Origin of the sequence: Mucilaginibacter phenanthrenivorans, from assembly GCF_024721155.1 — a bacterium.
GTDB lineage: Bacteria > Bacteroidota > Bacteroidia > Sphingobacteriales > Sphingobacteriaceae > Mucilaginibacter > Mucilaginibacter phenanthrenivorans.
The window spans coordinates 527,828-551,531 of record NZ_JAHVAP010000001.1; the positions used below are offsets into that span (position 1 = coordinate 527,828).

At 41.2% G+C, this 23,704-nt stretch carries 17 protein-coding genes; 2 read left to right on the forward strand and 15 right to left on the reverse strand.

Features of this window, described 5'->3' with window-relative positions; genetic code table 11:
• Positions 1 to 23: 23 nt before the first annotated feature.
• Both KXD93_RS02320 and KXD93_RS02325 read right to left on the reverse strand, forming a co-directional pair.
• A complete protein-coding gene (locus KXD93_RS02320) occupies positions 24 to 1,934 on the reverse strand; it encodes a DUF3858 domain-containing protein (RefSeq protein ID WP_258135246.1) in 1,911 nt (636 codons plus the stop codon).
• Positions 1,934 to 3,919, reverse strand: coding sequence for a DUF3858 domain-containing protein (locus tag KXD93_RS02325; protein WP_258135247.1), 1,986 nt, complete (start codon positions 3,917 to 3,919; stop codon positions 1,934 to 1,936). The genes KXD93_RS02320 and KXD93_RS02325 overlap by 1 nt, the downstream gene beginning before the upstream one ends.
• Positions 3,920 to 4,099: 180 nt before the next feature.
• Between KXD93_RS02325 and KXD93_RS02330 the strand changes: the two genes are divergently transcribed.
• Complete coding sequence (locus KXD93_RS02330) at positions 4,100 to 5,149, forward strand: 3'-5' exonuclease (protein ID WP_258135248.1); 1,050 nt, start codon at positions 4,100 to 4,102, stop codon at positions 5,147 to 5,149.
• Positions 5,150 to 5,215: 66 nt separating this feature from the next.
• Here the strand turns inward: KXD93_RS02330 and queG are convergent, their stop codons facing one another.
• On the reverse strand, positions 5,216 to 6,157 hold the full coding sequence (gene queG / locus KXD93_RS02335) for a tRNA epoxyqueuosine(34) reductase QueG (RefSeq protein ID WP_258135249.1): 942 nt from the start codon (positions 6,155 to 6,157) through the stop codon (positions 5,216 to 5,218).
• A 145-nt stretch (positions 6,158 to 6,302) separates the two neighbouring features.
• On the opposite strand from queG, the gene KXD93_RS02340 reads away from it, so the two are divergent.
• The gene (locus KXD93_RS02340) at positions 6,303 to 6,668 is read left to right on the forward strand and encodes a SpoIIAA family protein (RefSeq protein ID WP_258135250.1); all 366 of its coding nucleotides are present in this window, start codon (positions 6,303 to 6,305) and stop codon (positions 6,666 to 6,668) included.
• Positions 6,669 to 6,905: 237 nt separating this feature from the next.
• Here KXD93_RS02340 and KXD93_RS02345 read toward each other — a convergent pair whose 3' ends face one another.
• The 12 genes from KXD93_RS02345 to KXD93_RS02400 form a co-directional block, all read right to left on the reverse strand.
• Positions 6,906 to 7,334 carry a hypothetical protein gene (locus KXD93_RS02345; protein ID WP_258135251.1) on the reverse strand — a complete coding sequence of 143 codons (429 nt, stop codon included), beginning with the start codon at positions 7,332 to 7,334 and terminating at the stop codon, positions 6,906 to 6,908.
• A gap of 186 nt (positions 7,335 to 7,520) precedes the next feature.
• Complete coding sequence (locus KXD93_RS02350) at positions 7,521 to 8,303, reverse strand: polysaccharide deacetylase family protein (RefSeq protein WP_258135252.1); 783 nt, start codon at positions 8,301 to 8,303, stop codon at positions 7,521 to 7,523.
• 180 nt (positions 8,304 to 8,483) lie between these two features.
• Positions 8,484 to 9,581 (reverse strand): Gfo/Idh/MocA family protein, encoded by a 1,098-nt coding sequence (locus KXD93_RS02355; RefSeq protein WP_258135253.1) that lies wholly within the window; start codon positions 9,579 to 9,581, stop codon positions 8,484 to 8,486.
• A 6-nt stretch (positions 9,582 to 9,587) separates the two neighbouring features.
• A complete protein-coding gene (locus tag KXD93_RS02360; RefSeq protein ID WP_258135254.1) occupies positions 9,588 to 11,864 on the reverse strand; it encodes a GH92 family glycosyl hydrolase in 2,277 nt (758 codons plus the stop codon).
• A 72-nt stretch (positions 11,865 to 11,936) separates the two neighbouring features.
• Positions 11,937 to 13,433, reverse strand: a complete 1,497-nt coding sequence (locus KXD93_RS02365) for a RagB/SusD family nutrient uptake outer membrane protein (protein WP_258135255.1) — start codon at positions 13,431 to 13,433, stop codon at positions 11,937 to 11,939.
• Between the two features lie 24 nt (positions 13,434 to 13,457).
• Complete coding sequence (locus tag KXD93_RS02370) at positions 13,458 to 16,859, reverse strand: TonB-dependent receptor (protein WP_258135256.1); 3,402 nt, start codon at positions 16,857 to 16,859, stop codon at positions 13,458 to 13,460.
• Between the two features lie 321 nt (positions 16,860 to 17,180).
• A complete protein-coding gene (locus KXD93_RS02375) occupies positions 17,181 to 18,332 on the reverse strand; it encodes a FecR family protein (RefSeq protein ID WP_258135257.1) in 1,152 nt (383 codons plus the stop codon).
• Positions 18,333 to 18,414: 82 nt separating this feature from the next.
• A complete protein-coding gene (locus KXD93_RS02380; RefSeq protein ID WP_258135258.1) occupies positions 18,415 to 18,972 on the reverse strand; it encodes an RNA polymerase sigma-70 factor in 558 nt (185 codons plus the stop codon).
• A gap of 139 nt (positions 18,973 to 19,111) precedes the next feature.
• On the reverse strand, positions 19,112 to 20,134 hold the full coding sequence (gene ruvB, locus KXD93_RS02385; protein ID WP_258135259.1) for a Holliday junction branch migration DNA helicase RuvB: 1,023 nt from the start codon (positions 20,132 to 20,134) through the stop codon (positions 19,112 to 19,114).
• A 109-nt stretch (positions 20,135 to 20,243) separates the two neighbouring features.
• Positions 20,244 to 20,975 (reverse strand): polyprenol monophosphomannose synthase, encoded by a 732-nt coding sequence (locus tag KXD93_RS02390; RefSeq protein ID WP_258135260.1) that lies wholly within the window; start codon positions 20,973 to 20,975, stop codon positions 20,244 to 20,246.
• A gap of 113 nt (positions 20,976 to 21,088) precedes the next feature.
• Entirely contained in the window at positions 21,089 to 22,582 is a 1,494-nt protein-coding gene (locus KXD93_RS02395) for a POT-type proton-dependent oligopeptide transporter (protein WP_258135261.1), read from the reverse strand.
• A 155-nt stretch (positions 22,583 to 22,737) separates the two neighbouring features.
• On the reverse strand, positions 22,738 to 23,655 hold the full coding sequence (locus tag KXD93_RS02400; RefSeq protein WP_258135262.1) for a hypothetical protein: 918 nt from the start codon (positions 23,653 to 23,655) through the stop codon (positions 22,738 to 22,740).
• Positions 23,656 to 23,704: the final 49 nt, after the last annotated feature.

Here is a 23,704-nt window from a genome sequence, read left to right on the forward strand (position 1 = left end):
CTAAAGCGCCCAGGTGTTCTTAATCAATTTTTCACCAATACCACATTATATTCGTCCGTGTCAACTATCGATTGATAAAAATCAACCAGGTCCTGGTAGGTATCCTTGTCATATGTTCCGTCAAATAATTGAAGTTTGCGTTTGTAGGTCAACTGATCTCCCTTTAACTCCATAGTGACAAAAAAGCTCCCGAACGGTTTGATGATATTTACATGCAACGGTTTTTTTTCCAAACGATAACCTGCCGGCAGCGTATAAGTAACCTCGTCTTCTTCTGTATCGCCTCTTGTTATATAAACGCTGTTTAAACGGTTGCGCAATTGCTTCGGCACAAATGTTTCCCGGTTAACAGGATTGAGCAGGAAATAAATCTTGCCGTCGTTAAATGATGCATAGTCACGGGCACGCAGCTTTATTGTTTCCGTGGTGGCAGGTTTAAAGCTTTTATCCTGCGTTATATTGAGATTTTCAATCTCCATATTATTTATTGGATAGCGTCTTTGTTCTGATTTATATTGCTCGGTTTTCGCCTCCTTCAATATTTCGTCACAATCCTGATAATTAACGCCTTTGTAAGTGGTGGTCATTGTTCCTGCCAATTCACCTTCGGCGCTAACAACAAATTTCGCCTTCCTGCCTTCCAGGTTATCGGCAGCGGTGTACTTAGGGGTACGCATCAATTTTCCGCCCTGTGGTGTTAATGCCAAAACAGTACGATTATCCGTAAAATCTCCAAGGTAACCAAAAGGTATTGTCTGGCTGGTACAATCCGCCCAGGTAGTGTCATTTTTAAAGGGCACACAAAGAATGATATGATCGGCCTGGGTCATGCTGGCAAAGTCATTTTGCAGGCTTATATTGTGTTGGCCGCCGGACTTAACTATACAATAATAAGAATCAATGTTAACTGCCTTTAACAGTGCCTGTGTGTAGTTAACCAGCGCTTTACAGTCCCCATAATTTTGATTATCCACCTCCGATGCTAAAAAAGGTTGATATCCACCTATCCCAACCTGCACACTTATATAGTGGGTTTTGTTCTGCATGTATTCGTAAATCTTTTTGGCCTTTAGTTTAGGGTCGGTAATGCCGGTCGTAATTTCCTTCATATGCTCAATGGTTTGATAAGGAAGTTCCTGCCTGTTTACAACTAACTTATCATTGATCCATTTCCCTAGTTCATTCCAATTGGCAAATGATCCGGTTGAACCGTAGTACTGGAATTTCTCAGGTGCCACCTCCACACTGCTGGCGTAATTTTTAAAGTACGGGCTAAATGGTTCGTATTTAATAGCCTTTAAATTATTTATTGTCCACGAATAGGTTGTCATACCTTGTACGTTCGTGCCTATATGCGCCTTTTCGGGCAGGTTTATTTCCTTGTATTTTATTTTAAAATCAGGTTTACACGTAAAGGTGTATGAACTTTTCTCAACGGCTACGCCGATGTCATCATTAGGAATCCAATCATGAAAGTATAAGGTGAATTTAAACTTCTCCTCATATTCATAGGCGATGGTATATGGATAATCGGTAACTGATGGCAAATAATGTTTTACTCTTTCACTGTCAAATAATGTACTCTCGCCCCCAACGCTAACATCGTCGAAATTACTTTCAGAAAACTTTCCCACCTGCTTGCCAAACTGGTCGTATACCAGTCCTTTAATGTTCTTAATAGCGACGTTTTTATCATAGTATACAGCTATATGCGCATAGTCATCACCATTTTTATTTAAAACAGTTATTGCTTTTTTTACATGGTAAATTACATTGTCCAGGTCTTTTACTTCAACACTAACCTCGTCATTCCTAACTACTGCACTTGCATACGGTAAAAGGTCCTTCGAAATAAGACTAGCATCGTAATTTTGCTGGGCAGTAGCCGCAGTAGTTGATAAAATAAGGCAACAGGAAACTATAAACGATCTCATTATTTCTTCTTAAATACCATTTCACCCTTTTGTGATAATATGATCTTATTATAAAACTCCTTCAGGTATGGATAGAATTCCGGTCCGTAAACTGAATTGTTAAATTGGGTAAGATAAGTAAAGCTGAATGAATTTTCGCCTGGTTCGTAGCTTGTGATGTACTTACCACCGCCGTTCGGAATCCCTATTGCCACGTTTTGGGGTGGAGTTTCTACCGTATACTGCGCAGGCAGGTGTAAGATTATAGAATAGCGGCGTTCCGACGGCATAGCCATGTCGACAGGGTAGGAACGTTCCGTTAATTTAAAAGGGTTAACAGTTATTTTATTAAAAAAAAATGGGTTGAAAGTTAACCTGTTGTTTTCGTCCAGTTTTTTATAAGCATCAATTTCAACTTCGTATTTTTCAACTACCGGTAAATCAAGGCTGTCAACGTTTCCAACTTCCGATTTTAAAATCTTCCATTTTGCTAACCTCTCATTCAGGTTCTCTACATATTCATCTATGCTGTTAAATTTCTTTATCGCAACGCGTCTCTTGTAAGCCTCATAACCGATAGAATAGTTTGTTAAAGTTCCCTTCAATTTACCGTCCTCCTGTAATGTGACATCCAAAGCATAAGTGCTTTTTTCACGTTGAGGCAGGTTTAAGTCCATAAAGTAAGAGGGCTTGTCCAGGCTAAACACCCGTCCCTTATCATTCAGGCATTTAAGGGGAAGCATTCCAAAAGGTAAAAGCGGGTCCGTAGCATCTAATAAATAAACCTGGTCGCCTATATTTACCTTTGCAACAACATAATCAAAGTCGCCTATCACGGGGTATAAGGTGTTAATGTTGCCGTTATCACGGGTAGACAGTAAAACAGTTTCTGCATTTAAGCCCCCTGCATTCAGTGCAGTAACTAATGAAAGGTTAATATCTGGCACGCTTCCGCTATGTGTATCCCAGGCCTTACTGATGCTTTCGCTGTAAATCCCCGGGATTTTATCCCATTTAAACCATTTTTGCCAATATTGGTAAATAGCCTTTGCTTTTGACAGGTCATCGGTTTTGCCTGCAATTATCGGTAACACTTTATCTTTAAGCAGCCCCTTCCGTTTCAGCTGCCCACCGAACTCGGGTTCGGTTTTGAGGCCAAAATCAATGTCTTTCCACTCTTTAGTTTCTTTGTGCTTTATGTTATCATAGGGGCTTGTATAATCTACCAGCTCAAAATTTATGGTTGATAAGAAATTTTTTGGCGAAGTCATGTACTCATCTTCAATAAATGCAGGGATATCGCTAATCCCGTAGTTGATTAGTGAACAGTCGCTTTTTGCTCCATGGGTTTCAAAGCAACCCGATTCAATCACCGCTGTATTTTTGGTAAGCTTTAAAAAACCCTTTATTGAAGCATTGAAATTAAAAAATGCAGGGATATGTACCTCGTATTCCGAATAAATCTTTGGAATATCGTCCTGGAACTCCCATGGGCGGAGTTTATACCAGCGAAATGATTCAATACGGTACTTATATTCTATCACGCAACCGTTACGTAGCCCCGGCATAGCAAATTTATGGCTGGCCCAATACTTATTTTCTTTTACGGGGTAAACCTTTTTATCCTCCAGTTCAACCTTTTGCGTAAACCCGTTATCGTCCTTGTAATAAGTTACCCCTTTAATATCCGATACTTCTTCGTATGAGTCGCTCTTATCATTACTGTAAAGGAATAATTTAACGGTTCCCTTATCAAAGGCTTTGCTATCAAAAATTTTGATTTTTACGTGGTATTCATAAATCTGTTTAATGCGGTCATCGCCACCTATATCTATTCTCGACTTGCCAAACTCCTGTAACACCACTGCGTGCGCAGAAGTGTCCTTCGCATAGTTCTTCATATTCATCTCCTGGGTGGTGATGGTGCCAAAGGGGAAGTCCTGGGCAGAAGCAGCCGTGAACGAACAACAGAGTAAAATAAAAATAAAAAGTACAGGTGTTTTCATGACCAGAGTTTAAGTAATTAGGAGGCTACAAAATAAAAATATTATCCTTGAAATTAAAAAAATTAAAAATTTATAGTTCTGATTCTTTTTAACACTTTTGCGACCTTTGTGTGGGAATATATTGGAAAGCTAGCGCTTGTAAAATATGGTTACCGGCAAATAAATATATAGCTTTACCAAATGAAATTAAATTTAAAACGGCCACTGGCATTTTTCGATATTGAATCAACTGGCACCAATCTCGGAGTTGACCGTATTGTTGAATTATCAGTTATCAAATTACATCCCGATGGCAGCGAAAAAGTGAAAACGTGGCGGGTAAATCCTGGTATGCCTATTCCTTTAGAATCATCATTAGTACATGGGATTTATGATGAAGATATAAAAGATGAGCCGGTTTTTAAAATAATAGCAACTGAAGTAGCCGGGTTTATTGATGTGAGCGACCTGGCAGGATATAATTCAAATAAGTTTGATATCCCCATGCTGATGGAGGAGTTTTTACGTGCCGATGTTTTATTTGATCTGGATAACCGTCATTTTGTTGATGTACAGAATATTTTCCACCAAATGGAGCAGCGTACCCTAAAGGCTGCATACCAGTTTTATTGTGATAAACAGATTATTAATGCTCACTCCGCTGAAGCCGATACAAGGGCAACTATGGAAGTGTTACTGGCTCAAATAGCCAAGTATGAAGGCATGGAGTGGGAAGATAAAAAAGGTAATAAGTCAAAACCTGTTGTGAATGATGTTGAAGCTTTGCACCACTTTACAAATCTTAGTAAGCCGGTTGATTTTGCCGGGCGTATGGTTTATAATGAGAATGGCGAAGAGACCTTCAACTTTGGTAAACATAAAGGCAAAGCTGTGGAGGACGTGTTGAAAATTGAGCCGAGCTATTACTCATGGATGATGCAGGGCGATTTTCCGTTATATACTAAGAAGAAGTTAGAACAAATCTATACCCGGTGGAATACCAAAAAAGCTGCAGAACGTCATCTGAAACAGCAACAGCAGGCAGCCCAACGACCGCAGGATACTCCTGTTGCAGAGGCAAAGCCTGCGGAGGCTCCTATCAAAAGGGAGTTTCACAAGCCTGATCATACAAGGACAAATAATTACCAAAAACCAGAAAATAAGCCTTTTAAAAAGAAAGATGACGGCCCTGTATTACCGGTTAATGAAGATATGCTGAAACAACTGGCCGATAAGTTTAAAAAGGGTTAATTAGAGGCCAGAGATTAGAGATTAGGCAAAAGTTGTAGAAAATTCGTTTTTCCTAATCTCAGGCCTCTAATCTCTAATCTCTCTAAGAAAAGATATATTCCGCTTTAGTCCGCCAAACTTAGTCCGCTTAACGGCAGAGTTCTTAAATACCTTTTGAAATACATCTTCTGTTATTTCCTGCCAGTCTTTTTTATTTAAAGTCATCAGGTCGGGGTGAGGGGCAAAAGCGGGTTCACTATTCAGGACAGAAAATTTGTTCCAGGGGCACACGTCCTGGCAAACATCACATCCAAACATCCAGTTATCCATTTTGCCGGCAAATTCTTGCGGGATCTCATTTTTAAGCTCAATAGTGAGGTAAGATATACAACGGCTGCCATCAACAATATAGGGTGTCACAATCGCTTCGGTAGGGCAGGCGTCAATACAACGGGTACAGGTGCCGCAATGATCGGCTGTGGGCGCTATATCATATTCCAGGTCAAGATCAATAATCAGCTCGGCCAAAAAAAAGAACGAACCCGATTTTTGATTGATCAGGTTTGTGTTTTTGCCGATCCATCCAAGTCCTGCTTTTTTTGCCCACGCTTTGTCCAGCACAGGTGCCGAATCCACAAAAGCTCGGCCGCCAACCTCGCCTATTTTTTCATTAATTTGCTGAAGTAATTGCTTTAGCTTATCCTTTATAACTAAATGGTAATCAGAACCGTAAGCGTACTTTGATATTTTAGGACTAAAGGGGTCAGATTGTTCAAGTTCTGTGTAATAATTAAGTCCCAGGGATATTACAGATCTTGCGCCGTCAACCAGTAGCCGTGGATCAAGCCGTTTATCAAAATGGTTTTCCATGTATTGCATCTCGCCATGCATGCCCTTTTTTAACCATTGTTCAAGCCTGGGCGCTTCATCTTCCAGGAATTCAGCTTGTGAAATACCGCAAAACATAAACCCAAGGTTTTTAGCCTCGTTCTTAATGAGTTGACTATAGGTTGATCTGTTTTGCTGCATTTGTGCAAAGATACTACAAAACAAAATTTAAAATTACGGGTTGAAAATACTTGATATTTAATCAAAGAGATATTTATTTAATATTATGATTATTTTATATCGGTATGGTGTAATAATTGTAACAACTTATCAAATTATATAACATATGCTTCAGCTAATTAGCGATTTGCCGCCCCACGTTGCCGGACTGCATGCATTTGCTGAGGTTACGGAAACAGAATACGAGGAAGCGTTGATCCCGATAATGGATGAATTGCTTCAGCGAAACAGGAAGATCAACTTTGTGTTGATACTTGAAACGGACATAAAGAATTTTGTCGACGGCGCCTGGTGCGGGAACACAAAAATCGGATTCAAATATTTCTTTGATTGGGGCAGGGTGGCCCTTGTAACCGATCAAAAAGGCATTTTGGGATATAGCGACCTTTTTAAATATATCATACCCGGTAAGTTCAGGTATTTTCCGTTAGATCAGCTTGATACTGCAATCAGGTGGATATCGGCAAAATAGTATAATTCGTAAATAAAGATATAAGAGCCAGGAGCCAAGATATAAAAATAAAAAACGGGCAATTCACGAAGAAATCTACCAATAAAAAGAAGCTGCCCGAAATGTTACTCTGAGACAGCCTCTTTTTTATTATTGCGATCCATTTTTCAATACCATCCGGACGAAAAGGTGTATAAAACTATCAAAGCTTATAATGGATTTTTAAACTGCTTTGAGATTAAAGCAATGTGCCAGGTGTTAGCTGTGGCCAGTAATGATGCACTTACCAGAGCCACTGCCGGGCATGTAGAAATAATAATTTACCCCTCCGATATTTATCGTATAGCTTTGGTAAGGGATCAATGCATATGTACTGCCAACCCATAAAATGTATGAAGTTTTATGGGGGTCTACAACTTGTGTATTACCTTCAAATGTAAATGGTATGCCTGCTAGATAAGGATTGTCAACTAACGGCCAATCAAGCGCTACCATGTAATTGCCGGCATCATAACTGATATTCCAGGCAACACCTGTCGGAAAGGTTACATAGGGATTTCTAATAGCAACCTTCGCTTTGTGTATCTTAGCTGCTTTTGGCACAACTACAACATCCGAATGTGCTGTAAACGAAAAACATAACACTGCTGCTACAGCAGTAGTAGTAAGGGCGAGAATTTTTTTCATAATAGTTATTTTTTAAATTTTAGCTAAAATAAATAATGATGTTATTAGTGCATCCGTTTCAAAAAAATGGCGCAAACGGTTGCTTTAGAGGAAGTTATTAACATTGGGTCCAAATGTATATTAATACAAAAAAAGAGGCTGCCCTTTATGAGCAGCCTCTTTAATTTCACGTTTCAGTTTAGGGTCTTAAAAGCTATGTCTTACGCTATTACTGAAAGTTTTTGTTGTCCAGTAGCCGCTGTCCAATATTCTGCGAACGGACATCAATGGATAATCAGGATCCCTTTTATCAGCTAACTGAAAGGCCATTTTGAAACCATACTTTTTTATCTCTGGCAGTACAGGTTTTTTCCATACACCAAAAGGGTAGGCGAAGTAGTCCATTTTTTTACCGGTGATTTCCTCCAGTTTTTTTGTTGGCTTTTCAATCTGTACAACCCAATCGTCCTTTTTAGGATTTGGGTCGTGCTTGTATTTGTCCACTCGGTGATGATCCCAGGTATGGCTGCCAATCACATTTCCTTCGTCTGACAGTTGTTTAACTTGTTCCTTGGTCATATAATGCGGCCTGCCTAAAGAAACTGTCATAATAAAATAAACACCCTTGAAGCCGTATTTTTTTAATTCCGGTCGGGCAATTTCAAACTGATCAAGATCTGTATCATCAAAAGTTAGCATCACCGGCTTGCTTGGCAGTGGCGTGCCTTTTGTCAGATAGTTATACAGTTGATCAGGAAGTATGGTATGATAACCGCTGTCGGCAAGCATTTTAATATGTTCCTTAAACGATTGTACCGGGATGATGTAATCCTTGGCCGTTTTCGAATCCTTTGGTCTCCAGTCACGAATCTGGTGATAACAAATAACCGGAACTTGTTTGCGCGCCATAATAGCCGCGTTATTACTCTGTGCAGAAGCTGCCAGACCTAAAAAACACAGGCCTGCCGCGGTAAAAAGTTGTTTTATCATATATAGATATTGAGGTATTAAATAATTTATACTGCGGCAAAAATAATATTTTTTTCTTTGGGGTTAAGGGATTTGGGTGATTAAGTTGAGTGGGGTGGATTAAGTTGAAGGGTTATAGTCAATTTGATCTTTTTCTCAAACTTAACCAACTCAATCAACTTAATCTAACTCATTCAACTATTACAACACTATCCTCTTACCTTCTTTGATTGACCTCTTGGCGGCATCCAAAATCTCCATTACAATCATGTTGTATTTTAATGATGTGCGGTCATCCTCACCCTTTATTTCCTTTTTTAGAAAGGCGTTAAAATAGTTAACAGGATCATCATTAGGCCCTGATAACGGTTTTAAATCGATGATGCTTTTTTTGTTTTCACGCATCCGCATATTTAGGTTTTTCATATCGGTGGCGTGCAGGTAGCCTGTCTGCCCAAAAACTTCAAGATCCTTTATGCTGAATGGCCAGTTCCATGATCCTTCTATCAGGCCGGTAGCGGTCGGGTATTCAACAGTTATGGTAGCATCGTCCTCAACCTTTGGATAAACATCCGGCTTATAATGTCTGCCAACTGCTGTTACCGCAATTGGCCGCTGGCCATGCATCAACCAGGTCATTAAATCAGCACCGTAACAGCCAAAATCATTAAGGGCACCGGCACCGTTTAAAACAGGATCCGTAAGCCAGGCTAAAAATTCCTCGCTGCAGCCAATTTCCCGGGGGCCCTGGTGTCCGTCATGCGCCACCATTTTACGGATTGCCCCGATGCTGTCCTTGTTTACAATGTCATAAACTCCCTGGAAAGATGGATACCAGGTTGTTTCGTAATTGGTCAGCACGGTTATATGGTATTTATTTGCAAGTTCCTCAATACGTTTTGCCTGCACTAAGGTCGCGGCCAATGGCTTTTCAACCATTACCGGGATGCCCAGTGGCGCACAAGCTTCAACTACATCAACATGGTTGCCAACTGCGTTATAGCCTAAAACAATTTGTGGCTTCTTTTTAGCCAGCATCGTTTTCAGATCAGTAAAAAATAATGAATCCGGGATATTAAATTGTTTGCCGAACTTTTCCCAAAGGTGCTTATTGGGTTCCGCAATGCCGACGATGTTTACCCTGCCCTTCTTATAATCGTTTAAAACGTTATAAATATGGTCGTGATTTAAACCGGCAACCCCAACCCTGAAAGATTGTGCAGTTGCAATACTCATAAAAGCAAAGATGATTGCTATTAAAGCAATCATCTTTTTACCGTAGCCGATAAGTTTTTTCATAAACAATTATTTTTCGTTTGATAGAGAATAGGGGACATCAGCAGCCTTTGTGCCGCGTTGTTTATTTGGCGATGCCGACATGTTATAATTTATAACTCCACCCTGGTTTAATAATGTGTGGCTGATCCAGTTTAAATCGTAAGGTTTGCCGTTTACACTCATAGTGTTGATGTACAGGTTACTATCGCTGTTGTTTGGCGCGTTAATAATTACCTTTTTTCCATTTTCTAAATTCAATGTAAGTTTTTTGAATAGGGGCGCGCCTAATACATATTGGTCAACTGCAGGACATACCGGGTAAAAGCCCATCGCCGAAAATACGTACCATGCTGAAGTCTGGCCGTTATCTTCGTCGCCGCAATAGCCGTCAGGCGTTGCCTTATATAGCTTGTTGATAACGTCCCGAACATGGTATTGTGTCTTCCACGGTTCGCCGGCATAGCCGTATAAATAAAGCATATGCTGGATTGGTTGATTGCCATGCGCATATTGCCCCATATTCACTATCTGCATCTCGCGGATCTCATGGATCACCTCGCCGTAATAGCTATCGTCAAAAATAGGAGGCAGGGTAAATACAGAGTCGAGTTTAGCTACGAACTGCTTTTTACCGCCCATTAGGTTAATCAGTCCCTGGATATCATGAAAAACTCCCCAGCTATAATGCCAGCTGTTTCCTTCGGTAAAGGCATCGCCCCATTTAAATGGATTAAATGGAGTTTCCCATGAGCCGTCCTTGTTTTTACCGCGCATCAAGCCCGTTGTTGGGTCGAACAAGTTTTTGTAGTTCATGCTGCGTTTTTTGAAGATCTCGATTTCTGAAGCAGGTTTGTTTAATGCCTTACCTAACTGATAGATGGTAAAATCATCATAAGCATATTCTAGTGTACGGGCTGCATTCTCGTCAATCTTAACATCATAAGGCACATAGCCCAACTTGTTATAATATTCAACGCCAGTACGACCTGTTCCGGCAGGGCCTGCATTATTTGCACCGTGTACTAAAGCATCATACAGCGTACTGATATCATATCCTCTTCCACCTTTCAGGTATGCATCGGAAACTACTGATGCCGAGTTATTACCGATCATAACATTTGAATAACCGGGGCTCGACCATTCAGGTAACCAGCCACCTTCCTTAAAGTCGTTCACCAGGCCAGCCTGCATCTCTTTGTTTATTGATGGGTAAACAAGGTTCAGGAACGGGTATAGTGCGCGGAATGTATCCCAGAAGCCGGTACCCGCAAACATATATCCCGGCATTGTTTTGCCTGTGTACGGGCTGTAGTGAATGATTTGATTGTTCGCATCAATCTCATACAATTTATTAGGGAAAAACAACATGCGGTAAAGGCATGAATAAAATGTGCGGGTTTGGTCAATTGAGCCACCTTCAACAGTTAAACGGTTTAGCGTTTTGTTCCAAACGTCCTTCGCCTTTTGTTCAGTAACAGCAAAGCTGTCGCTGCCCTGTTCGCGTTTCAGGTTAAGTTCAGCCTGTTCTATGCTTACAAAAGATGATGATACTCTTAAGTGAACCTTTTCGTCATGACTTGTTTTAAAGCCTATAACTGCCATTACATGCTTAGCATGCAATTCCAATGAATCGGTTTGTGTGCTATCACTGTAAGTATGAGCAATGGTGATTGGCTTATCGCAATAAATTACAAAGTAGTTTTTGAAGTTTTTTAACGGGCCGCGGGCGTATTTGGTAGAGTAGCCGATGATCTTATTTTCAGATGGAATCACCTTGATGTATGAGCCTTTATCAAAGGCATCGATTACAACATATGAGCTATCGTTCTTTGGATAGGTAAACCTAAATTGTGCCGTGCGTTCAGTAGGGGTAATTTCCGCTAACACGTCATGATCTGCAAGGTATACGCTATAGTAATAAGGTTTAGCAGTTTCAGCTTTGTGCGAGAACCAGCTTGCACGGCCGTTTTGCGAAACCTTTAAATGCCCGGTTACCGGCATAATGGCAAATTGACCATAGTCGTTCATCCATGGTGATGGCTGATGAGTTTGCTTAAAGCCATTTATTTTATGCGCATCATAAGTGTATTGCCAGCCGTCACCCATTTTACCGGTTTGTGGCGTCCAGAAGTTCATTCCCCATGGTAATGCTATAGCAGGGTAGGTGTTCCCGTTGGAGAGATCGTACTTGGAATCAGTGCCCATCAACGGGTTTATATAATCCACAAGGGATGTTTGTTTACCTGTTTGCGCTAAAATTACTAAAGGGGAGAAAAGGATTAAAAACAGATACAGTTTTTTCATTAAATGTTTAAATTAATTTATCCTGTAAATATAAAAGACCGGTATGATAACCGGCCTTTTATATTGATAATTTTACCAATCTTTATTTTGAGTGAGTTTTTTGTTGGTGTTTATCTCACGTTGGGGGATTGGCCACAATAGATATTGTTCCTTCATGGTCACTCCCTGTTCATTTGCGGTGCTAAGGGCATCGCCAAATTTATTGTTTACCACATCGTATATCATGTGCGTACGTTGAATGTCAAAGTAGGCTTTGTCCTCGTAGGCCAGCTCATGGTAGCGCTCCTTCCAAATCTCCTGGCGAAAGGCGTCCTTTGATAAGGTGCCTAAGGGAGCCAGTTGCGCACGGGCTCTTATTTTGTTTACCTGTGCTACAGCGTCAGCTGTTGGCCCGCTAACTTCGTTGGTAGCTTCTGCGTATGTCAGCATAGCTTCCGGCAAGCGTAAAAAGGTCCAGTTTTCATCACAAATACCGTTGCCATTAGCGCTCTCCACATGGAAGAATTTATAAAGACAATGTTCCCCAAACTGAATAATTTTGGTCGGATCGTCATGCGAAGGGTAGCTTGAGAAATAAAACTGTCTTTCCTGTGTCCGCAAATCGCCGGCTTCATAACTGGCCACAAACTGATCTGTTGGGATCATCGCTCCCAGGTGATCGCCATAAGCACCAACATTTAAATTAAATGGTACAGTTAATTGGGTAAGCGCATTGGTTGCCACCCCAACAAGATATTGCCCCTGGAAGATCAATTCCCCCTGGTTTTTGTGCGCGTTGTCATGCAAATACGCATAATCAGTAAACAGCGTATAATCAGTCAAAACCTTTTGTGCTTCAGCTGCTGCCAATGCATAATTGGCTGTTGCCTGCATTGGGTAACCCGCTGTTGTAAGATAAACGCTTGCCAATAAGGTGTGTACGGCACCCAAGGATACACGGCCTGTTTGATCTGTCTCAGGTAAACCCGATGTTTCAGCCGCCTGCAAATCACTGATTATTTGATCGTAAACCTTTTTGTAATCTGTACGGGTAGGGTAAAGGTCGGGGCTGTCAATAGTAACCGGCGTGGTAATTAGCGGGACATCGCCATACAGCCTCACCAAATGATAATAGAAGAATGCCCTTAAAAAGTATACCTCGCCCAGTAGTTTTTTGCTGAGGGTGGCATCCATTCCAATTGTTGGGATTTGTTGTAAAGCAAGGTTGGCATTTGCAATAGCATTATAGCTATTTTGCCAAACATCCTCAAAGCCGGGGTTAACTGCATCGGTACGCTGATGGATCACGTTACTGTTGTTAACACTTTGTCCCAACGAGGTTGCATGCCCGGCAAACAATTCAAGCGTAATGAACGGCGACTCTCCATAGGCATCACCATTTTGAAAAAGGTGAAGCTGCGAATAAATGCCATTTACAAATGTTTGCGCCTGCGAAGCTGTTTTAAAATAATTGTTTTTTACGAAGTTGCTGTTGCTCTTCTCATCCAGGTATTTTTTGCAACTGCTTACAGTAACCAATAGGACGAGTAACGTTACCCCGATCCCGTATTTTTTTATGTTAAATTTCATGATGTTTCTATCTTAAAGTTCAAATTAAAAACTAGCATTTAACCCAAGCAGGAAGGTATGTGGCTTGGGATAATCATAAAACAAAATCCCCTGTGTATAATTACTTGAACCGTTATAGGTGGATGTTTCAGGGTCATAACCTGTGTATTTTGTTATCAGGAAAAGGTTTTGAGCCTGTGCGTAGATCCTTAAACGGCTCATCTTAAGTTTTTGAACTATTGAGCTTGGGAAGTTATAGCCAAGTGTTACTGTTTTGCCACGAACAAATGAGCCGTTTTCAACCTTGGTTGAATAGATCTCAGTTTGGTAACGAACGTAGGCTGGTCTGTCTTCTGCTATATCGGTGTTTTGATTAGTAGGTGTCCACGCATTTAAAACGGATGCATAGCTGTTGGCCTGCCCGGTTCTATCCTGACCTGAGTGCCGGGTAAGGTTCATCACCTGGTTGCCAAAATCAAATTGAAGTTCTACAGCAAGGTCAAAGTTTTTATAACGGAAGGTGTTTAGGAACGTTCCATAGCCATCAGGAAGCGATTTCCCAAGCACGGTTTTATCATCAGCCGTTATTTTGCCATCCCCGTTTTTATCCCAAATCTTTAAGTCTCCGGGTAAAAGGCCATACTTGGCAGCTTCAGTCGCTTCGGCAGTTCCCCATGTGCCTAAAACTTTATATCCCCAGAAAGTGCCGGCCGATAAGCCCACCCGCATCAGGTTAAACTGCGATAAAAAGGTTGGAGCCAGGAAGATATCATCATTTGAAGCGCCCAGGTTCAGGATCCTGTTTGCAAGAAGCGAAATATTGAAACTGCTGTTCCATGAAAAATTCTCGGATTTTACGTTCACTGTGTTTAGGGTCAATTCAAAACCCTTATTCTGGATACTTCCAATGTTTTCAAAAACGCTGGTAAAACCGCTTGTTTCAGGGAGCGGCGCATTCAGCAGGAGCTTTTTGGTTTTCTTTAAGTAAGCGTCGGCGTCTACAGTTATACGGTTATTAAATAAACCGAATGACAGGCCTAAATCCCATTCCGCAGTTTTCTCCCATTGGAGGTTGTCGTTACCGATAGAGGTTTGGTGTGTGCCAATAGATTGTGCGCCACCGAATACATAGTTGTTAGTGCTAATATTTGCAGGTGAGCGATATTCACCAATCTCTGAGTTACCGGTAAGACCATAGCTCAGGCGCAATTTCAAATCAGAAATTGTTTTGTTATTCTTTAGGAAATCCTCTTGCGAAATTCTCCAGGCAACAGCAGCTGACGGGAAGAAACCATATTTTGATTTGGAACCGAAACGCGACGATCCATCTTCCCTGCCTGTTACCGTTAACAGGTACTTATCGTTGTAGCCATAGTTCACCCTGCCAAAAAACGACTGCATTTGCCATGCATCGTAGCCAGAAGTAGGTATACCGGGTATAGCACCGGCTCCCAAGTTATAATAAGAGTAGTAATTATCCGAAAGGTCCTGCGACGACCCGTAAGAGCTTAGCTGGCTGAAGTTTTGAAGCTCGGTACCTGCCACAACATTTAACGAGTGTACACCATTAAACTTCTTATTATAGGTAAAATGGTTTTCCCACTGCCAGAATGTGTTGTTATACTGGTTTATAGATGCAGAGCTATAGGTTTGATTAGCTGTTGAGCCACCAACGAGGCCGGTTTGTGAATGCGGCTCGGTGTTGCTCGAAGTTGTTACACCAATAGTCGTACGGAAATCAAATCCGGGGAAGAAATTGATGTTTGCATAGCCATTTCCGCTAAAAACACGATTATAGTGAAGCGATACAATCTCATTAGCCTGGGCAACTGGATTATCGCCACCTTCCATATTCGGATAGTCGGTCCGCTTACCATAGGTGCCATCTGGATATTTTATCGGGATGATAGATGGCATTTCAACCAACATACGCGGAATGTTATTACCTCCGGTTCCGTCGTCCTGGGTGCGGGTTTCACGATAGTCATAGTTAATTGTAGCCCCAACCTTTAGCCATGATTTTACCTGGTTGTCAAATGTGAGGCGGGCGTTATATCTTTTTTGATAGCTGTTGATAATAATACCTTCATCGTCGCCATAATTTAAAAACAAACCATAGTTCATTTTCTCGGTACCATCGGTAAACGACAGGTTATGATTTTGGCTAAATGCGTGACGCGTGGTTGCATCCTGCCAGTCCACATCATAAAGCGGGTTCAAATTAGCGTCGAACAACTTGCCGATAAGCGCCGTACGGATAACTTTGGGATCGTCATCAGCGTATTTTCCGGCAGCCCATCCGGCAGGGTCATATTTTTTTATGTTGGCGTATGATTGGTCTTCAACTGCAAGAAACTGTTTGGCATCCAATACCTTCAATTTCCGGGCTAATACACCTACGCTGCCATAAGCATCGTAGGTTACTGTTCCACCCTGTTTGGCGCTACCTCTTTTTGTGGTAACCAATATTACCCCATTAGCGCCACGCGTACCATAGATGGCTGTTGAAGAAGCATCCTTTAAAACGTCTATCGACGCGACATCATTAGGGTTAATAGATGCACCGCCTTCTGTCCAAACCACACCGTCAACTACATATAAGGGATCGGTATTGGAGTTAATAGAGCTGTAGCCACGGATCCTGATCTTAGTTGCACCGCCGGGAGCACCAGAGTTGGTGGAAACGTTAACACCTGCAATTTTACCTGCAAGTTCCTGTTCAAGGTTAATTGCAGGGCGTTCCTGCAATTGTTTTTCATTTACGCTTCCCACGGCGCCTGTTAAATCAACTCTCTTCGATGTGCCGTAGCCAACCACAACAACTTCGCTTAGGGCCCGCTGACTTTCGACAAGCTTTACGTCAACGGTTTCGCGGTTGTTTATAGCCACCTCCTGCGTATTATACCCCACGAAGGTAAATACAAGCGTAGCGCCGCCATCAATATCATTTAACACGTATTTACCATTTACATCGGTAACTGTACCAATTGTTGTGCCCTTTACCTTAACGTTTACGCCTGGTAAAGGCCCTTTGGTATCGCTTACAGTTCCTGAAACCTTTTGCGCGACGTCCGAAACAGGTTTTGTCTCGTCCTTGGCCTTTACAACAATTGTTTGCTGAAAAATACGGTAGGTTAGTGGCTGATTTTTAAAACAAAGATTTAAAGCCTCTTCAACCGAAGCGTTATTAACATCGATATTTACCTTAGATGTTTTGGCAACAGCGTCCTCATCATAGAAGTAGTTGTAGCCGGTTTGTTTTTTAATCAGCTTTAATATTTTATCAACAGAAATATTACTCTGATGAATGCTTATGTTCTGGCTGTAAGTTTTTGCACTTACGTTTAAAAGAGCTGCAAATACAAGAACAGCGGTTAGCTTCATAGCTAATAGAATTTTGAACAGGTAATGCCGTTTTACAGGCACCGCCATACAATTAAATTTCATAGTTTTGTATGTTTGGGTTAAAAACTTGTTATTTCAATTTCGCGATTGTGGATAGGAGGTAACCCGGATATTTCCCGGGAACGCGCGCCAACGCTTCCCGGATTTTTTTTATCCATTATTTTTATGGTGGTGCATAAAAGGTTACCACAAGTTTCAGGGGGCTCTAAGTATTGATTTTCTCATTGGATTTATTTTTATGGTTAAACAATTGATTATTTCAAGCATAAGTATACTATTACCAAAAGGCAATAATATTGTAGTTGCAAGGCAGGTAAGCCAGGCAATATTGTTTTTCAAATAGTTTATAATATAGGTGCGGTATTAAGGAGTAACTATTATAGTTTTCCCTTCTATTTTAAAGTTTATACCGGTATACTTTAGCATTTTCAATAATTCGGACAGATTGACGTTGCGTGATATGCTTCCTGTAAAGCGCCTTTTTGGCACTTCTCCTTCGTATTTGATATCCACGTCATACCATCGTGAAGCCTGTCGCATAATTAATGGTATTTCGGCGCTTTCAAACTGAAAGTTGCCGTTCTTCCAGGCGAGTACATCTTCAGTGTCTACAGTGGATATACTTATTTTATCGGTTCTGTTGAAAATAGTGGATTGTTGCTCCGGTTTGAGGATAGCAGTATTGGAATTAGCCGAAACTTTTACGCTGCCCTCAATGAGGGTAGTTTTAATTGCGCTCTCGTCTGTATAAGCATTAATGTTAAAGTGTGTTCCCAATACTTCAACAGTTTGCTTACCCGCAACAACTCTAAACGGCAGTTGTTTGTTTTTAGCAACTTCAAAATATACCTCGCCCGTAATGGTAACTCTTCTTTCGATTTTTGAAAAGGCTGTTGGAAAAGTAATGGACGATGAAGAATTTAGCCATACTTTGCTGCCGTCGCTCAAAACAACCTGGAACTGCCCGCCTCTTGGGATATTAATGGTATTAAATGTATCAGATGAATCGATAGCCTTCTTATCGGGAGCCTGGTATATGATCCGTCCGTCCTTATCTTTTTTTAACACGGTTTGCCCCTGGCTGGCTAAAACCCCGTTTTTAGCTTCGTTTAAATTAATCTTAGTACCATTTGAGAGTGTCAGGATGGCTTTATTTCCACCGGGAGTAATATCGTTTTTTAACTTGGGGGAAAATGCAATATGTTTGAGTGATGAATTCCTGTGCTCATGAAAATATATAAAACCGATGGCAAGCATCAATATTGCAGCCGCCGATGTTACGGAAAGCCATCGAAGCGTTGTTTTCCTTATGCGGGTATTTTTTTGGTTAATATCCCGGTTTATTTTATTTAATATTCTTTCCTTTAATACTTCCTCGTTTTCGGCAAAGTCTTCCGGAATCTCAACAGGGTTATCCTGATCTTGATTATACCAGGCAGCAAACTCCGCTTGTTCTTCGGGAGTTATGGTTTTATCGAGCCATTTTTTAGCAAGTTCCTGGTAACGGTTTTCCATTCAGCGGGTGCTTTAATAGTAAGTCCGCCCAGTAATAAAAATCCCTTAGTGTAATGTGAAATATTTTTTTTGGGTTGATAGGTTACAATAAAAACTGGCCTAAGCGGGTGCGTAGGGTTTTAATTGCTTTGCCCAAATGTGCCTCAACAGTTTTTTCGGAAATCCCCAGCTCACTTGCTATTTTTTTCTGCGAATAGCCCGAATCCCTACTTAACTTGTATACAAGGCGGCATTTCTCAGGTAATTCAGCTACAAATTCTGTCAGCCGGCTTCTTAGTTCTTCAAACTCCAGCCATTCCTGTGTTGAATCATCGGCAATGCTGATATTGTTTTTACTGTAACTGGAGTACTTTTGCCGGTTATTTAGCTTATTCAATATTTTAATTACCCGGTACTTAACCGATACGGCAAGGTATGAACTTAGTGTATCAATTACACCCAATTCACCCCGTCGCTTCCAAAGCGAAACAAATATATCCTGTACAATCTCTTCAGCATCGTCAAGGTCTTTGATCTTGTTAGCCGCAACGGTAAAAAGCCTGTTCCAATACCGGTTATAAATTTCGGTAAATGCGTACTCGTCACCTTGCTGCAGTAAGCCGGTTAATTCCTTATCATTAAGAATATTATAATTGTGCATATTCAAAATAAATAGCAAATAATAGTAATTCAAAATAGTCTGCAGATGAAATAGGTTTATAGCGACAAGGTTTTTATCCTGTCTGGTTTATTTCTCACCGGGCAGATCGGTTTATGCGGCCAAATGTAATAACTATTGGTTAAAACAACGAAGGATTTCCACCGGTTTTTATTCTCCCCAAATGTTTATAGGCAGTTTCAGTTACCTCGCGACCGCGGGCGGTACGCATTAAAAAGCCTTCCTGTATTAAAAAGGGTTCGTATACTTCTTCAATTGTGCCCTCGTCCTCACCGACAGCGGTCGCTATTGTTTTTAAACCTACCGGGCCGCCTTTAAATTTATCAATAATGGTTGTCAGGATCTTATTGTCCATTTCGTCCAGGCCATGCTCGTCAACATTAAGTGCATTTAAAGCATATTTGGCGATAGCGGTGTCAATGTTTCCATCGCCCTTTATTTGGGCAAAATCGCGGGTGCGGCGTAACAATGCATTGGCTATACGTGGGGTGCCACGGCTTCGGCGGGCTATTTCGTAAGCACCCTCGTCGCTTATAGGGGTTTTTAATATAGATGAAGAGCGTAGCAGGATAGTTGTCAGCAGTTTCGCGTCGTAGTATTCCAGCCGTGAGTTTATGCCAAACCGTGCCCTAAGAGGGGCGGTAAGCAAACCAGAGCGCGTAGTGGCGCCTACCAATGTAAATGGATTTAAGGAGATCTGTACCGAGCGCGCATTAGGCCCGCTCTCCAGCATGATATCTATTTTAAAATCCTCCATAGCTGAGTAAAGGTATTCCTCAACCAATGGGCTAAGCCTGTGAATCTCGTCAATGAATAATATGTCACCAGTTTCAAGATTGGTTAATAATCCCGCAAGATCGCCGGGCTTATCCAGCACAGGGCCCGATGTTATTTTGATGCCAACACCCATTTCATTAGCTATAATATGCGACAAGGTAGTTTTACCCAATCCCGGAGGCCCGTGCAGCAGTACGTGATCAAGCGCCTCACCACGCTGGCGGGCGGCCTGTACAAATATTCTTAAGTTGGCCAGTAATTTATGCTGCCCGGTAAAATCCTCAAACACCTGGGGACGCAGAACTTTTTCGATATCACGTTCGGTAGAAGAGAGGCGTTCGCGGTCGGGATCAAGATGCTCGTTCATTACCTACGAAATTAATTTTTTATTTCGGAATTCGAATGTTCGATTTCGTATTTAGAAATTGTAAAATTTGACTTTCAAAAAAATAGAATTCCGAAATCCGAAATCAATCTCACCCCTCAGGATACTTTCTGAATATTGAATTGATCTTCATCTGGATAACGCCAAAAAATGCTTCCCTGAAAATACTGGTCGACATTTTTGACGTACCGGCTGTGCGGTCGGTGAATATAATGGGGACCTCTACTAGCTTAAAGCCATGTTTAATGGTGGTATATTTCATTTCTATCTGGAAGGCATAACCCACAAACTTTATTTTCTTGAGTTCAATGGTTTCCAAAACCTTGCGCTTGTAACACATAAAACCGGCAGTTGCGTCCTTAACATCAATTCCGGTGATGAACCTAACATATACTGATGCAAAATAACTCATTAAAACCCGGCTCATTGGCCAGTTAACAACATTTACTCCGTTGATGTATCGTGAGCCTATAACCGCATCTGCGCCTTCTATACAAGCCTGTCTTAATTTTAACAGATCATCCGGGTTGTGCGAAAAATCGGCATCCATCTCAAATATGTAGTCATATTCATGGGCTATTGACCACTTGAAACCATGGATGTAAGCGGTACCCAATCCTTGTTTGCCGGCGCGCTCTTCTATAAAAAGCTTTTCCGGGTATTCGAGCTGCAGTTGTTTAACTATATTTTGGGTGCCGTCCGGCGAGCCATCATCAATAATAAGTATATGAAAATCATGATCAAGAGAAAATACCTTACGGATCATCCGTTCGATGTTCTCCTTTTCATTGTAGGTCGGAATAATAACTATGCTATCAGGCACCAGGGAATATTTAGATAAATAATTGGCGAAATTACTGGATTTTCATCTTCATAAAAAATAAAAAAGCAGTAAAGTAACGTTTACTTCACTGCTTTGTTACAGAAACAGGTAATTTACAGGTTGCTTGTATTTGAAATCACTTCGTTTTCGGATACGTTATAAGGATCGGTAATATAGTTGCGTTCCTTTAACCGTTGAGATACAAAAAGAAATGCTACAATGAACACTCCAATAAATGCAACGAAAAACCACTCGTAGTTTGCACCCTTAAGGTTACGTGCCCACCAGCCGCCATCCTCAATAAGGCCATTCACCAGGGCAGTAATCAAATTGCCAAAAGATACAACCAGGAACCAAATGCCGGTCATAGTACTCTTCATTGATTTCGGCGAATGGGTATACGCATACTCCAAACCCGTGATAGATACCAATACTTCGGCCGCCGAGAGTATCATAAATGCCAGCACCTGCCACCAAATGGAGGGACTGCCGCCGTGCTCAATGTTGTTGTGTATAACGCCGATTACCACAAATGATAACGCTGTTAAAACCAAACCAGTGCCAAGCCTGCGTAATGGTGTGGTTTTTAGCCCATGCTTATCAAGCCACGGATATATTACATAGTTAAAGAGGGGAATGAATAGCAGCAGGAATACGGTATTAACCGTAGATAGCTGACCGGGTAGTACGGTAACTTTGGTAAACCCAAGGTTAATAACACGATTCATTTTTTCGGCATACAGCGTCCATTCAGACAAACACTGATCCCAAACTGCCCAAAATGCCAGCGCGAAAAAGAAAACAGCCATTACGCGGTAAACAGCTTTTATACCTTCAACCTTTTCCGGGTCATAGGGCCCTTTGGCAACATCAAGAAAGGCTTGCCCCGGTTTTTTCTGACCCTGGTGAGTTAGTGCATACCAGGTTATAAACACCAGGTTGTTGCGATTAACGCCCTGTGGCGGCACTTTTACGTACATTTTGCGGCCCGAAAAAAATATGATGGTAGCCAGCGCCATCAAAAGCCCCGGAATACCGAAAGCCCATTTGGGGCCAAAGTGCTCATAAGTCCAGGGGATGGCAACGGTTGACACCATAGAGCCGGCATTGATACTGAAATAGAACCAGCCGTAAACTTTTGATAGTAAATCCTGGTTGGTAGCATCAAACTGGTCGCCAACGTTGGCTGATACGCATGATTTAATGCCACCAGCACCAACGGCAACCACAAGCAAACCTAATTCAAAACCACCAAGGCCACCATCAAACGTAGCCAACATTAAATGTCCGACACAGTAAATCATCGATACATATAAAATAAGTTTGTATTTGCCGGTAAACCAGTCGGCTATCATGCCGCCTACAAATGGCAAAGCATAAGCCACCATCACAAACAAATGATGTAATTTATTAGCATGAGCGTTAGCCTGCTCTGTTAACGCGGCACTATCTGTAGGGTTAAAAAATTGTTTTACCAAAAAAAGGCTGAGTACAGAACGCATGCCATAAAAGCTAAAGCGCTCAGCGGCTTCATTCCCGATAATAAACGGGACGGCCCTGGGGAATCTGGATTCAGTGGGTGTTGTTGCAGTTACGGTTTCTTGCATTATTTATAGCTAAAAATTTTACTAAAGTAATATAATTCCTTTATATCAAAATTTAATACTGAAAGTGTTACAAAAGGTAGTGTAAATATTTTGTTATTGGAGAGATTAAAACAATTTTTAAATAAATCATCAATTTTGAACACATTGATTTTTAATTAATTATTGCCTTTAGCAGCGGCCTTGTCAATGGCAGCTTGTTTTTTGGGGTCAACATATTCTTCGTCGCGGCTTTCGGGGACGTTTCTCATATCCAGGTTTTCAACATATACCCATCTGCCATTCTTTAGCTTGTACCCATCGTAGGTTAAATCAGGGCCGAATGTGGATGGTTTGCTTTTTGACTTAGGATCGGGAGGGGCAAGGTGATCAAATACGATGAGGTTTTGGTCAGACACATACTTCAGGAGCATGGAGGCGTCGCGGCTGTATTCAAATACAACCCTGTGCCGGGATTTACCGTTGCCATCAAAAACACGCATACCCAGTACAGGCTTATCATTATTAAATGATAACACATCGATTACCTTCTTGTTCGATTCAACAGTATTGCCTTTCCAGCCGATCAATACATAGTATAGTTTGGGGCTATAAACCGGGATTATCTTATAGTATTGCGCGCCGTACCATTTCCGGTTATCGGTAACTGAATCTTCCGGGTTTTTTAAAAGAGGTGAATAATCTTCAAGGGGATACATTTTTAACGGCCCGCCGGTATTCAATTGTATGGTGCCATAAAACCGATAGCTACCATCGTTATTTACAATGTGCCAGCTAAATATGCGAAACCTGTTATCGGGTGAATTTAATATACTGACGCTTTTTACAGAATCAAACGGGAAAAGAAACGAGTTTGGAACCTTTAGCGCGCTAACCAAAGTTTTAATAAAGGCATAGTTTGCATTTTTACGCTCAAGGTCGTTTTCATTATTAATGAATGTTTTACCTAAAACAATTAAAGTATCTTCATATGATCGCAACTGTGCAAGGCGGCTGTTTTCGTCTGAATGCTGGGCGAAACCGGACAAGCAAAAAAATAGGATAGTAATTGTTAAAAAGAAGTACTTTATCACCATTTGTAATATGTAACGTAACTAACCCAAATAACGGGAATATTTTTATTTT